We start from the raw sequence: 13,416 nt of genomic DNA, 5'->3' as shown, positions 1-13,416 counted from the left end.
GAATTCACGAATTTTTATTCTCAAAGATTAAAAAAAATAATTCGTGAATTCGTGGCTATTTTTTTCAACACAATCCATCCTAAAATATTCTAAAATAATGAAAAAATACACTCTTCTTTTTTTATCTTTAGTATACTTAACAATGAGTTGTTCTGGCTCAAAATCAGTTTCAATGAATAAAGACAATACTTCGAAAACACCTTTCGTTTGGGAGGGGGCAAATGTTTATTTTTTACTTACAGATCGTTTTTATAATGGAGATACTTCCAACGACGTCAATTTCAATCGAACTAAAACCCCCGGAAAACTTCGCGGATTTGAAGGCGGAGATATCATAGGAATTACCAAAAAAATAGAATCAGGATATTTTGAAAAACTAGGAATAAATGCCATTTGGCTTACGCCGATAGTCGAGCAAATTCACGATGGCGTTGATGAAGGAACTGGATTGAGTTATGGCTTTCATGGCTATTGGGCAAAAGATTGGACGGCTCTCGATCCAAACTTTGGAACAAAAGAAGATTTAGCCAATCTGGTAAAAAAAACACACGAAAAAGGCATCAGAATAATTCTGGATGGCGTAATCAATCATACTGGCCCTGTAACTCCCGAAGATCCCGTTTGGCCTTCAGATTGGGTTAGAACTGGCGTTGTCTGCGATTATAAATCTTTTGAAAATACTACAATGTGTACTTTAGTTGAAAATCTGCCAGATGTTAGAACTGAAAGTGTACAAGAAGTCGAACTCCCTCCTTTTTTAATAGAAAAATGGAAAAAAGAAGGCCGTTACGAAAAAGAAATTGCTTCGTTGGATGAATTCTTTAAAAGAACTGGTTACCCGAGAACTCCAAAATATTACATCATAAAATGGCTAACCGATTATATTCTTGAATTTGGAATTGACGGCTACCGCGCCGATACAGTAAAACACACCGAAGAAGGAGTTTGGCCGATTTCAAAAAAGAATGCGATTATGCATTTGAGACTTGGAAAAAACACCATCCGATGCAGGTTTTAGATCAGAATCCGTTTTATACTATTGCCGAAGTTTACGGTTACGGAATCAGCGGTGGGCAGGATTATGATTTTGGAGACCGAAAAGTAAATTATTTTCAAAATGGTTTCAACAGCATGATCAATTTTGAGTTCAAATGGAATGCTGCTCAAAACGATTACGAAGGTTTATTTTCTAAATATTCGAATGCACTGAACAATGATTTAAAAGGATATTCTGTCCTTAATTATATGTCTTCTCATGACGACGGACAGCCTTTTGATGCCAACCGAACAAAAAGTATCGAAACAGCCAATAAGCTATTACTTTCTCCAGGAATGTCTCAGGTTTATTATGGAGACGAATCGGCTAGATCTCTAGTTATTGAAGGCACTCAGGGTGATGCAACTCTACGTTCTAATATGAATTGGGAGGATATTCAGAATAATCCAGAAATACAGAAAACGCTTTTGCATTGGCAGAAATTAGGTCAGTTTAGACGAAATCATCCTGCGGTTGGAGCTGGTGTTCACCAACTGATTAATCCGTATCCTTATACTTTTTCCAGAACATTTACAAAAGGCTCGTTTACAGATAAAGTAGTTATGGGAGTAGATTTACCAAAAGGCAGAAAAGAACTTCCAGTTGGCGATGTCTTCCCAAACGGAACAAAACTAAAAGATGCTTATTCAAATCAAGAAGTCGAAGTAATTGATGGGAAAGTGATTATAGACAATGATTTTGATATTGTTTTATTAGAAGAGCTTTAAAAGTTTAACCGCAAAGGTCGCAAGGGAAAATCGCAAGGTTCGCAAAGTTTTTTAGCCACAGATTATTAGGATTAAAAGGATTTTTAAAAATCTGAGGTAATCTGTGTAATCTGTGGCTAACTTTTTTTATAATCCTTGCGACCTTTGCGTAAAACTTTGCGAACTTTGCGGTTAAACACACAACAGATGCTCAAAATTGCACATCGAGGCGCCAAAGCCTACGAACCTGAAAATACTTTACAAGCTTTTCAAAAAGCCTTAGACTTAAACTCAGACGGAATTGAACTTGATGTACATTTAAGCTCTGACGGACATATTATCGTAATTCACGACGAAACCATAGACAGAACCGCCAATGGAAAAGGTCTTGTAAATGATTTTACTTTAGCAGAATTGAAATCATTTTTAATTGATGGGAAATACCAAATTCCAACTTTAAATGAAGTTTTTGATTTGGTTGACAAAAAATGTTTCATCAATATCGAATTAAAAGGTTTAGGAACTGCACCGAAAGTTGTTCCATTAATTGAAGAATATATCTCAAAGAAAAACTGGAATTACAATCAATTCATCATTTCAAGTTTTGATTGGAATATGCTGGAGGAAACTTCAACTTTAAATTCAAATATCCCAATTGGTGTTTTAACAGAAGAAAATCTTGATACCGCTTTGGCTTTCACCGAAAAAATAAAAGCAAAAGCCATAAATCCTGATTTTAATTTATTGAATAAAGAAAATGTGCAACAAATGCAGGAAAAAGGATTTTTGGTTTTACCCTGGACGGTAAACACAGAAGAAGACATTCAAAAAGTAAAAAGTTATAAAGTAAACGGAATTATCTCTGATAATCCAGATAAAATATAAAGTTTAAAATAGCCACGAATTCACGAATTTTTATTGTCAAAGATTATCAAAAAATAATTCGTGAATTCGTGGCTAACAAAAAAAGCATGATCAAAAATTTCGACATAATCATCGTTGGCGGAGGCGCTGCAGGTTTTTTTACCGCGATTAATATTGCAGAGAAAAATCCGAAACTGAAAATTGCTATTTTAGAAAGAGGAAAAGAAGTGCTTTCTAAAGTTCGCGTTTCTGGTGGCGGACGCTGCAACGTTACGCATGCCTGTTTTGAACCCAACGAATTAGTAAAATTTTATCCCCGAGGCGAAAAAGAACTTCGTGGGCCTTTTCATCAATTTTGTTCGGGAGATACAATCGAATGGTTTGAAAAACACGGTGTAGAATTAAAAATCGAAGAAGATGGAAGAATGTTTCCTGTTTCCAATTCTTCACAAACTATTATCGATTGCTTCTTAAAAGCAACCGAAAAATTAGGCATAAAAGTTTTGACAGGACAAAGCGTACAATCGATTTTCAAAAAAGAAAATCATTGGAAAATAGATACACAAAGCGACAATTATGCTGCCGAAAAATTAGTAATGGCAACGGGAAGCAACCCAAAAATTTGGGAAATGCTTCAGGAACATGGACACGCAATTGTGAGCCCCGTTCCTTCCCTATTTACTTTCAATATCAAAGATTCGAGAATTAAAGAACTGCCAGGCGTTGCGGCACAAGTTACCGTAAATGTAAAAGATACCAAATTAGAATCTACAGGGCAGCTTTGTTAATCACCCATTGGGGAATGAGCTGGTCCTGCAATCCTGAAACTTTCGGCTTGGGGCGCACGCATTTTACATGACAAGAACTATCAGTTTACCATTTTTGTAAATTGGTTAAATGATGTTGATTTTGAAGATGCCGAAAAAATCCTAAAAGACTTAAAACAGGAACACGCGAAAAAAGCCGTTTCAAAAAAATCTCCATTTGACTTTCCGAATCGTTTATGGGAAAGTTTAGTTTTGGCTTCGGGAATTGAAGTTGAAACCAAATGGGCCGATTTATCTAAAATTCAATTGCAGAATTTAACTTCACAATTAACAAAAGCCGAATTTAAAGTAAACGGAAAAAGTACTTTTAAAGAAGAATTTGTAACAGCGGGCGGAATCGATTTAAAAGAAATAAATTTCAAAACCATGGAAAGTAAAATTCACGAAAACCTTTATTTTTCTGGTGAAATTGTAAATATAGACGCCATAACGGGAGGGTTTAATTTTCAGAATGCTTGGACAAGCGGGTTTATTCTGGCTCAAAATATTTAATACAAAATGAAATTTAAAGGAATTATTTTCGATTTAGACGGCACATTAGTCAATTCTTTAGAAGACATATCAGATGCGATGAACAAAGTGCTTACCGCTTTAAATTATCCTACACATACTTACGACACTTATCAATATTTTATTGGGAGCGGTTTACGAAATCTAGTAAGTAAAGCTTTACCTGCTACAAACAATTCTGATGATGAAATCGAAAGTTGTTTTGAATGTATGGTCGATGAATACACTAAAATCTGTACGCTGAAAACAAAACCTTATGAAGGTATTGTAGAATTGCTAGAAAATCTCACTTCGCAAAACATCAAAATGGCTGTTTTCTCTAACAAAGCCGATGAATTGACGAAGAAAATAGCTTATGAATTATTTCCAAAACAATTCGACACAGCTATAGGCTTGAGTACAGAATCGCTTAAGAAACCGAATCCGTTTGAAGCGATTGAAATCAGTAAAAAATGGAATCTAAAACCCGAAGAAATCCTTTTTGTCGGAGATTCTGATATTGACATGAAAACGGCCATAAATGCTAATATGTTTCCTGTGGGAGTAACTTGGGGCTACAGAACAGCAGATGAATTGAAATCTAGTGGCGCAAAAGCGGTTATTAATAATGCTTCAGAATTAATCGAAATATTATAAATCGTGAATGCTGAATTACAAAAACAAATACTATCAATCGCTTCGTTTTCTGAAAAAGAAATCGAAAAGATAGATTCTTGTTTTGAATATGAAAAGTTTACAGCCAAAGACTCTCTTTCTTCAATGGGAAAAATCAGCAATAAAATCTTTTTTGTTGTCGAAGGTCTGGCGCGGGTTTATTATTTAAAAGATGGAAAAGAAATTACGACTTATTTAAGCTGTGATGAAGGTTTTATCGCTTCATACTCCAGTTTTATAAATCAATCCGTTTCTTTTGAAAATATTCAGTGTATTGAAGATTGCGAAGTTCTTTCGATTACTTTCGAAAAAATGCAGTTTCTGTATAACGAAATTCCGAATTGGGAACGTGTTGGAAGAATTTTAGCCGAGCAAAATTACCTTTGTATGGCGGATCGTGTTTTAAAACTGCAAATGATTCCGGCAAAAGAAAAGTACCAGACTTTTTTATCTTCGGCTCCAGCCAAAATAATTCAGCGAACGCCTTTAATTTATATCGCTTCTTTTCTCGGAATAACTCCAGAATCTTTGAGCAGAATTCGTCAGGATATTTCTTAACATTTATCAAGTGGATTAAGAATCTGAATTCAAATCTTTGCCAAAATAAAATTTGAAAAAGATGAATATCGCCAAAGACGTTTACCAGATTCCGTTATTTCCACGCAACGCCATTAATTGTTACATAATTGAAGATGTTTTAATCGATGCAGGAATTCGAACTTCTACCCATAAAATAGTAAAAGCAATTAAGGGTAAATCTATTACCAAACACGCCTTGACGCACGCTCACGCCGATCATCAGGGAAGCAGTAAAATAATCTGCGAAACCTTTAATATTCCCTTTTTATGCAGTGAACCTGAAAAGGCATTTGCTGAAAATGGAAATGTAATTACAGAATACCCAAATCCGAATCATATCATTTCTAAATTTCAGAAAAACTTTTGGGCAGGAAAAGGACATCCCGTTTCTGAAACTTTAAAAGAAGGAGATCAGATCGGCGGATTCACGGTTATTGAAACACCGGGACATTCAAGTGGACATATCTCTTTTTTCAGAGAAAAGGATGGCGTTTTAATTGTAGGCGATGTGATGACCAATATGAATCTTCTCACTACAAAAGTCGGTTTGCATGAACCTCCCCATTTATTTACTGCTAATAAAGAAACCAATAGAAAATCAATTCTCAAATTGGCATCATTGCAACCTAAAATATTGTGTTTTGGTCACGGACCAGTTTTATTTAATAATGGAGAACTGGGAAAATTTGTTCAAAATATGCTATAATTTTATTAACAAGAATTTACATATTCCGTAAGTTTTCATTAAGACAATTCTAATAATTTTACTCTCAACTAATTAATCCTATATGAGAGTAAAATTACTTACTACAATTTCTATTTTCACTTATCAGCTCAGCGTTTCTCAAACGGAAAAAGTATTAAACGGAAAAGTTTTTTCGCAAAACATTCCGCTTAATAAAGTAGAGGTAATTAACAAAACCGCTCGAATTAGTACCAGAACAAATGAGCTAGGCGAGTTTTCAATTTTAGTCCGTCCACAAGACAGCCTTCTTTTTTACTCCAAAGACTATTTCTTTAAAAGATTTAAAATTTCTCAGAAAAACATAGATCAAAATAACCTGGTTGTCAATATGATTTTGAAACCAGAAGAACTCGATGAAGTCTTAATTACAACTATAAAATTTCCTCATGTTGGTTAGCTACTCAAGAAGTTTCAGATTCGATTGCATTAATGAGAGCCTCGAGCGATTTACGAAAATATACTGGCGTTTATGACGGTACTATTGCAAACGGAATGAATTTCGCCGCTATGGGAGCAGGTCTTGTAAGTTTGTTTAAAAAAGAAGATAGAGGCAACAAAAAACCTAAAAAGAAAACTCCTGAATTGGATTTCAAAACATTCGCCGAAGCAACTTGTCCTTTAGATTTTTTTACAAAAGATCTAAAATTAAATCCTTATGAAAAAGCTCTTTTCCTAGAATTTTGCACAGCCAATCCGCAATCTGAAATTATTCTAAAACAGAAAAATTTACTTTATACGATGGATTTTTTATATGCTAAAAATGAAGAGTTTAAAAAATTGAATACTGGAATTAAAAACTAAAAAAATCCGTAAATGAAAGTAAAATTACTCACTACAATTTCTTTTCTTACTTATCAGCTTAGCATTTCGCAGACAGAAAAACTACTTCGTGGAAAGGTTATTTCTCAGGAGAATGCGCTTCAAAATGTAGAAGTCATTAATAAAACAGCCAAAACCAGCGCGAGAACAAATGAATTTGGAGAATTTTCAATTTTAGTGAAAGAGCAAGACAGTATATTGTTTTTTTCCAATAATTACTTATTTACAAGATTGAAACTAACCGCGAAAGATCTAGAAAAAAGCTATCTCATTGTCGAAATTGTAAAAGTTACTTATTTCGGTAACGGATTTATCATTTCAATTGGCTTTTTTCCATCAATTCCCTGATGTGGTCTTTCATGATTGTAATAATATAAATATTGCAACAGTTCCTCTTTTAGTTCTTCTTGAGAATCAAAGTCAGTATCTCGTAATAAATCCTCTTCCAGAGTTCTCCAAAATCGCTCTACTTTACCATTTGTCTGCGGACGGTAAGGTCTGGTGTATCTGTGTACAATCCCAAGTTCCATAAGCATTCTTTCAAAAGGATGCTGATTTTTTACCTTGCTTGTTTTAATTCCAAATTCAGCTCCATTGTCAGATAATAACTCTTCAAATTTTATTTCATAATGGCTGCTTAGAATATTTAAGCATTTTAATGAAGCAAACATTACGGTTAAACTGGTTATATCGGGAACCAATTCTGCCCAGGCAATCCGGCTGTAATCATCAATTACACAGACTAAATACAGTTTTTTGTTTTCTCCGCGAATTATGCTTTTACTTAAGTAATGGCAATCAATATGACCCAGCTGTCCCATTCTTTCTTTGATTATTTTCTGATGATTCTTTTTAATCTTCGGAGTTAATCTATTTATTTTATGCCGTTTTAAAATATTATAAACTCCAGAATATGATGGTGTATGTTTTCCTAATTTGGGATTTAAGATACTAACAATTTCATATTTGTTGTTTCCTTTTTCTCTTAATTCAACTACTTTTTGCTCTATAAAAGGCAAAGGGCGCCTGGTTTTATATTTTGGACCTCGCTTTTGAGGCAATAAATCTACAGCCTTACCACTTTGCTTATAGCGGTTATAATACTTTAAAAAACTTTTTCGGCAGGTATCATTTGCTGTGTAAAAATCCATTGCTTTTTTATGCACTGGATGAGTCTTGTTTTTTACCTGCTCGTATTCTCTTATTAAAAAACGATATTTCTCTAAATAGTTTCTCTCTAATGTCGAATCCTGACTGTTATTTCTCATCGCAACAAAATTTATTAAAGTTAAATTTTGTTACCGAATTATCTAACCTTTACAGAAATGACTCCAAAAGCTGAAGAACTGGAGAATGTTACGGTTTCTCGATCCATTTTTAATAAAGCTGAAATTAAAAAAATCGTCAATAATAAGGAAAAAATAAAGGAGATTAAAAATCGTAAACAATTTGACGAAGTGGCTTCAAAATTGAATGTTTATGACGGGAGGATCAAAAATGGGCTAGATTTTAGTTACCCCATTTTTGATAAACCGAAGAAAAAAATTGAGCCACGTGATGACCGTTTTAAAAAACTCGTCATCGCTACTTGTTCTCCGGATTTTTTTATCAAGAATTTGAAAATAAAACCCGAAGAAAAAGAAATTTTCTTAAACTTTTGTAATGCCGATTCGAAATCTAAAACACTTTTAGAAAAATCAAATGATTTGGAATTGATAGACTTTCTATATGCTAAAAATGAGGAATTTAAGAAGCTGAAGTAGACTTTTTCAGCTTCTTCCATTTTATAAAAAATGCAACAAAAGCAATTAATAAAATTAGTATTATCCCCGAAAGGATAACAATAATTATTTCAATTTGAGATATATAACCTGAATATATGTTCCCTTTGCTTTCTCTTAAAGCCCGAAGTTGAGAACCATAACTTTGAGCTCTTTCACTATAATAGTTAATTTCGTTCTGGGAACTATTAATCATTCTTTCTACAATTAAATCTCCCTCATAACCATATTTTCTGGCAGTCCTGTAAGTCTCAAGCGCACTGCTATTTTTTCCTAATAATTCTGCAAGATTTCCAAGTTCAAAGAGTAGAATTGAAATGATTTTATCTTTTGGTTCTATAAATGACATTCTTTCATTTACCTGAAAATAAATTGATTGTGCCAATTCATCAATCTCTTTTTGAGACAATTTTGTCTTAGGCTCATGTGACGTTCCAAAATTTGTATTAATTAGAAACTGACCAGAAACATCTTTTAGGTTCTTGATTTTTGCTTCTAATATTTTCAAGTGAAGCCATTCTGATCCTTTATGGGATTTGGGATTTATAGCAATAGACTTTTTAATCCAATTATAGGCTTTTTGGTTTTCGCCCATTAATTCATAAAGCGTCCCTAAATTTGATGCTGTCGAATATCTATTGGGTTTAATTTTTTCAATGTTCAGATATAATTTTAAAGCTTCATCATATTTCCTCAAAACAATTAAAAGATATCCTTTATCTGATAGATAATCTAGATCTTTGGTTCTCTTATATAAGCTGTCAAGTTCAATTATCAATCTTGGAAAATCTCCTTCGAAAAAATTATGCCCTTGAGGATTAATTCCATCATAATCTTCATAAGCATAAGCTCCATTTTTTAGAATTTTCGTTTCACCATTCAAACAAGCGAACCCTTTAAAGGAAATTAAAACTAAAGCAATAACAAAAACCTTAAATCTATTCATAAAGTAATACGTCTTGATTAAACCTGAAACAAAAAAAAACTTGAAACAAAAAACTACTTATTCAGCCACCAAATACTAGCATTCAAAACTGTAGCAAATCCAACCCAAGCTAAATATGGAATCAATAAATAAGCTGAAGTTTTATTGATTTTGACGAATTTCAAATATGTTTCATAAATCATCAGCCATAAAAGCGCGATTTCGACTAAAGCCAACATCGGGTTTTTTAATCCGAAGAATAAATAAGACCAAATAGCATTTAAAATCAATTGAATGATGAAGAAAAGCAGTGCTTTTTTAACTTCCTCAGTATGTTCTTTTATTCGGTCCCAAACTAGCGCTGCTGCAATTGCCATAAATATGTAAAGAACTGTCCAAACGGGCATAAAAATCCAATTCGGCGGATTAAAAACTGGTTTTTCCAACGTTACATACCAAGTCTCAATACTTGGTCTTGTTACTAAACTAGCAGAATATCCAACTGTTAAACAAATTACTAAAGCTATAGCGATTTTTACAAATTTATTCATGATATCAAATTTTGAATTCAAAAATAGTCAAAAGAAAAGTTTAAACCATATAGATAAAAAATTATCCCTTTAAGGCGAAAAAACTATCTTTGCCAAAATTTTATAATTCATGTTAACAGCAGCCGATTTTATACCAAATTCATATACTTCAGCAATCGAAAACGGAAACTTTGAATGGAGCGCTCCAAGCAACATTGCCTTAGTGAAATACTGGGGGAAAAAAGACAACCAGATTCCAGCAAATCCTTCTGTTAGTTTTACTCTAAATAACTGTAAAACAATTACAAAATTAGGTTTTGAAAAAAGAGACGCTTCGAGTTTACTCAACGTGACAAATGGTTTTTCTTTTGATTTACTTTTTGAAGGAAAACCAAAAGAAGATTTCAAACCAAAAATTCAGAAGTTTTTAGAAAGAGTTGAAGTTTATCTGCCGTTTTTGAAAGAATATCATTTTACAATTGACACTCAAAATACTTTCCCTCATAGTTCAGGAATTGCTTCTTCGGCTTCTGGAATGGCGGCTTTGGCAATGAATTTTATGAGTTTGGAGAGAAAATTGAATCCAGAAATGACCGATGAGTATTTCTATCAAAAAGCTTCATTTCTAGCGCGATTAGGTTCTGGAAGCGCTTGCAGAAGTGTGAAAGGGAATGTTGTCGTTTGGGGAAATCAGGAAAATATTGAAGGAAGCACCGATTTGTTTGGTGTAGAATTTCCATATACGATTCACGAGAATTTCAAGAATTATCAAGATACTATTTTATTGGTTGACAAAGGCGAGAAACAAGTTTCGAGCACAGTTGGGCACGATTTAATGCACAACCATCCGTATGCTGAAAGACGTTTTGCTCAGGCACATGAAAATCTGGATAAATTAATTTCCATTTTTGAAAACGGAGATTTAAACGAGTTTATAAAAGTTGTAGAAAGTGAAGCATTGACACTACACGCTATGATGATGACCTCTATGCCGTACTTTATTTTGATGAAACCAAACACACTGCAAATCATAAATGCGATCTGGAAATTTAGAAATGAAACCCAGATTCCAGTATGTTTTACGCTAGATGCTGGAGCAAATGTGCATGTACTTTATCCCGAAAACGTTAGCGAAAAAGTACTTCAATTTATTCAGGACGAATTAGTTGTATTTTGTCAGAATAGTCAATACATTTGCGACAAAATTGGGAGCGGTGCAATTGCATTATAATTTTCCGTATCTTTAATTAAATTTTCTTGGTTATGGATATTCAATTAGAAAAACGCGAAGCGATGGAGATGTTGAAAAAAACTGATGATCCTTCAATCATTATGGCAGTTGCAAAATTGCTTAGAAAAAACAAAAAAGATTGGTGGAACGATTTGACCGATCAACAAAAAGAGGATATAGCTCAAAGTGAATTAGAATTTGAAAGAGGAGAATTTACGAGCTATGAGGATGTGATGAAAAAATACAGATAGTGGATCTTAAAGTAAGTTTTTCAAAAACAGCGGAGAAAAATTTAGATTCAGTTTTAAAGTTCATTGAAGCAAGATGGTCAGAAAAATCAAAAAAGATTTTTATTGTCAAATTTGAAAAAGCAATTTCAATAATGGTGATGAATCCAGAAATTTTTCCAAATCAACTGTGAATAAAAAATATCGAAAATGTGTTATAACAAAGCAATCGAGCCTATTATATAGTTTTAGTGCAAACGAAATCAGGATTCACAACATTTTCGACACTAGACAAAACCCAAATAAAATAAAGAAAGACATAAAATAAATCATGAAAGGACCACTATTTTACTCAAAAATATTACTCTTTGGAGAATACGGAATTATCCGCGACTCTAAAGGACTTTCTATTCCTTATAATTTTTACAACGGCGCTTTAAAAAAATCTGAAGAGCCTACAGAAGAAGCGATTTCATCAAACAAAAGTTTAAGAAGTTTTGCATCTTATCTTGAAGTGTTGCATACGCAACAGCCAGAATTGGTTACTTTCGATTTAGAAACTTTAAAAAATGATGTTGAAACTGGAATGTATTTCGATTCTAGTATTCCGCAGGGATATGGTGTTGGGAGCAGCGGTGCTCTTGTTGCAGCTATTTACGATAAATATGCTACCAACAAAATCACTGTTCTGGAAAATCTGACTCGTGAAAAATTATTGCACTTAAAAAATATATTTTCTCAAATGGAAAGCTTTTTCCACGGAAAAAGTTCTGGTTTAGATCCTTTAAACAGCTATTTGAGCATTCCAATCTTAATCAATTCGAAAGACAATATTGAAGCAACTGGAATTCCAACTCAAAGTTTTGACGGAAAAGGTGCTGTATTTTTGTTAGACTCAGGAATTGTTGGAGAAACTGCTCCAATGGTAAGTATTTTTATGGAAAACTTAAAAGATAAAGGCTTCCGTGCTATGCTTAAAAATCAGTTTGTGAAATATACAGATGCCTGCGTAGAAAACTTCCTGCATGGCGATATGACATCTTTGTTTACCAATACCAAAAAACTTTCTAAAGTTGTCTTAAATCATTTTAAACCCATGATTCCAGAACAATTTCACGGAATCTGGCAACACGGAATTGACTCTAACGATTATTACCTAAAACTTTGCGGTTCTGGAGGAGGTGGTTATATCCTTGGTTTTACCGAAGATTTAGAAAGAGCCAAAGCATCCTTAAAAGACTATAAATTAGAAGTAGTTTATCAGTTTTAAAGTTAAACCTCTTAAAAATATTGTTGTGATGTATTGAATACCCTTTCCTAACATTTAATCTTAAAAAATTATTGCCTATGAAAAGTATTTTAAAGATTATCAAAGCAACTTTTTTAGGAGGAATTCTTTTTTTAGTGCCTTTAGTTGTACTATTAATTGTTTTGGAAAAAGGATATGGTATTGTACAAAAAACAACACTTCCGTTAGTAAGTGCTTTACCAAAAGTAAGCGTTTTAGGACTTGCAATTCAAGAACTTGTTGGATTATTAATCATAATTCTAATCTGTCTGGTTGCTGGATTATTGGCAAGAACTGCAGCGGCAGAAAAATTGGTTCAGAAATTAGAAGAAGGAATTTTAAGTTTTGTTCCCGGTTATTCATTTATGAAAAGCATGAATGAAAATATATTGGGATTAGAATCTAAAGACGATTTAAAAGTAATATTAGTTCCTACTGATGCTGGTTTACAATTTGCTTTTTTAATAGAACAAATCAGTGATGAGAAATCTACAGTTTTTATACCAGATGCTCCAAACCCTTGGAGCGGGTCGGTCGTTTTTGTAGATAAAAAAGATATTACAGAAATCGATATTACGCAAAAACAAGCTTTGGCCTGCATTCGAAAATTAGGTTACGGATCTGAAGAATTGTTAAAAAACAAGCTCTAGTTTTCAGAATCAAAAAATATACTTTAACTTCCCTACATCAAAT

15 protein-coding genes and 2 pseudogenes are annotated in these 13,416 nt (G+C 33.2%); 14 read left to right on the top strand and 3 right to left on the bottom strand.

Annotation, left to right across the window (positions count from 1 at the left end; all coding sequences use genetic code 11):
- Window positions 1-97: 97 nt before the first annotated feature.
- The 9 genes and pseudogenes from ACPWTF_RS14850 to ACPWTF_RS14810 all read left to right on the top strand — a co-directional run bounded on the left by ACPWTF_RS14850 (window position 98) and on the right by ACPWTF_RS14810 (window position 7,089).
- Window positions 98-1,764, top strand: a pseudogene (locus ACPWTF_RS14850) (alpha-amylase family glycosyl hydrolase).
- Window positions 1,765-1,950: 186 nt separating this feature from the next.
- Window positions 1,951-2,628, top strand: a complete 678-nt coding sequence (locus ACPWTF_RS14845) for a glycerophosphodiester phosphodiesterase (RefSeq protein WP_427871839.1) — start codon at window positions 1,951-1,953, stop codon at window positions 2,626-2,628.
- 86 nt (window positions 2,629-2,714) lie between these two features.
- Window positions 2,715-3,926, top strand: a pseudogene (locus ACPWTF_RS14840) (NAD(P)/FAD-dependent oxidoreductase).
- 6 nt (window positions 3,927-3,932) lie between these two features.
- Window positions 3,933-4,580, top strand: a complete 648-nt coding sequence (locus ACPWTF_RS14835; protein WP_427871838.1) for an HAD family hydrolase — start codon at window positions 3,933-3,935, stop codon at window positions 4,578-4,580.
- Window positions 4,581-4,583: 3 nt separating this feature from the next.
- Window positions 4,584-5,156, top strand: coding sequence for a Crp/Fnr family transcriptional regulator (locus ACPWTF_RS14830; protein WP_250834335.1), 573 nt, complete (start codon window positions 4,584-4,586; stop codon window positions 5,154-5,156).
- A 61-nt stretch (window positions 5,157-5,217) separates the two neighbouring features.
- The gene (locus ACPWTF_RS14825; RefSeq protein WP_427871836.1) at window positions 5,218-5,883 is read left to right on the top strand and encodes an MBL fold metallo-hydrolase; all 666 of its coding nucleotides are present in this window, start codon (window positions 5,218-5,220) and stop codon (window positions 5,881-5,883) included.
- Window positions 5,884-5,965: 82 nt separating this feature from the next.
- A complete protein-coding gene (locus tag ACPWTF_RS14820) occupies window positions 5,966-6,319 on the top strand; it encodes a hypothetical protein (RefSeq protein ID WP_427871834.1) in 354 nt (117 codons plus the stop codon).
- A gap of 32 nt (window positions 6,320-6,351) precedes the next feature.
- Entirely contained in the window at window positions 6,352-6,723 is a 372-nt protein-coding gene (locus ACPWTF_RS14815) for a hypothetical protein (protein WP_427871833.1), read from the top strand.
- A gap of 12 nt (window positions 6,724-6,735) precedes the next feature.
- A complete protein-coding gene (locus tag ACPWTF_RS14810; protein ID WP_427871831.1) occupies window positions 6,736-7,089 on the top strand; it encodes a hypothetical protein in 354 nt (117 codons plus the stop codon).
- Here ACPWTF_RS14810 and ACPWTF_RS14805 read toward each other — a convergent pair.
- Window positions 7,035-8,009: an integrase core domain-containing protein gene (locus ACPWTF_RS14805; protein ID WP_427871829.1), complete on the bottom strand. Its 975-nt coding sequence runs from the start codon at window positions 8,007-8,009 to the stop codon at window positions 7,035-7,037. The two genes, ACPWTF_RS14810 and ACPWTF_RS14805, sit on opposite strands and share 55 nt — an antisense overlap.
- 57 nt (window positions 8,010-8,066) lie before the next feature.
- On the opposite strand from ACPWTF_RS14805, the gene ACPWTF_RS14800 reads away from it, so the two are divergent.
- On the top strand, window positions 8,067-8,504 hold the full coding sequence (locus tag ACPWTF_RS14800; protein WP_427871827.1) for a hypothetical protein: 438 nt from the start codon (window positions 8,067-8,069) through the stop codon (window positions 8,502-8,504).
- On the opposite strand, the gene ACPWTF_RS14795 is transcribed toward ACPWTF_RS14800, so the two are convergent.
- Window positions 8,488-9,468, bottom strand: a complete 981-nt coding sequence (locus tag ACPWTF_RS14795; RefSeq protein WP_427871825.1) for a tetratricopeptide repeat protein — start codon at window positions 9,466-9,468, stop codon at window positions 8,488-8,490. The two genes, ACPWTF_RS14800 and ACPWTF_RS14795, sit on opposite strands and share 17 nt — an antisense overlap.
- A 53-nt stretch (window positions 9,469-9,521) precedes the next feature.
- Entirely contained in the window at window positions 9,522-9,998 is a 477-nt protein-coding gene (locus ACPWTF_RS14790; protein ID WP_427871824.1) for a TspO/MBR family protein, read from the bottom strand.
- Between the two features lie 109 nt (window positions 9,999-10,107).
- On the opposite strand from ACPWTF_RS14790, the gene ACPWTF_RS14785 reads away from it, so the two are divergent.
- The 4 genes from ACPWTF_RS14785 (at window position 10,108) to ACPWTF_RS14770 (ending at window position 13,373) form a co-directional block, all read left to right on the top strand.
- Window positions 10,108-11,208 carry a diphosphomevalonate/mevalonate 3,5-bisphosphate decarboxylase family protein gene (locus ACPWTF_RS14785; RefSeq protein WP_427871823.1) on the top strand — a complete coding sequence of 367 codons (1,101 nt, stop codon included), beginning with the start codon at window positions 10,108-10,110 and terminating at the stop codon, window positions 11,206-11,208.
- 32 nt (window positions 11,209-11,240) lie between these two features.
- The gene (locus tag ACPWTF_RS14780; protein ID WP_427871821.1) at window positions 11,241-11,459 is read left to right on the top strand and encodes a hypothetical protein; all 219 of its coding nucleotides are present in this window, start codon (window positions 11,241-11,243) and stop codon (window positions 11,457-11,459) included.
- Between the two features lie 307 nt (window positions 11,460-11,766).
- On the top strand, window positions 11,767-12,705 hold the full coding sequence (locus ACPWTF_RS14775) for a mevalonate kinase family protein (RefSeq protein ID WP_095928169.1): 939 nt from the start codon (window positions 11,767-11,769) through the stop codon (window positions 12,703-12,705).
- A 77-nt stretch (window positions 12,706-12,782) separates the two neighbouring features.
- A complete protein-coding gene (locus ACPWTF_RS14770; protein WP_095928170.1) occupies window positions 12,783-13,373 on the top strand; it encodes a DUF502 domain-containing protein in 591 nt (196 codons plus the stop codon).
- The last annotated feature ends 43 nt before the right edge of the window (window positions 13,374-13,416 follow it).

This window comes from Flavobacterium sp. MMS24-S5 (genome assembly GCF_050320125.1).
In the GTDB taxonomy this organism is placed as follows: domain Bacteria; phylum Bacteroidota; class Bacteroidia; order Flavobacteriales; family Flavobacteriaceae; genus Flavobacterium; species Flavobacterium tyrosinilyticum.
The sequence above is the reverse complement of the archived record's forward strand: the minus strand, read 5'-3'. Positions and strand labels throughout refer to the sequence as shown.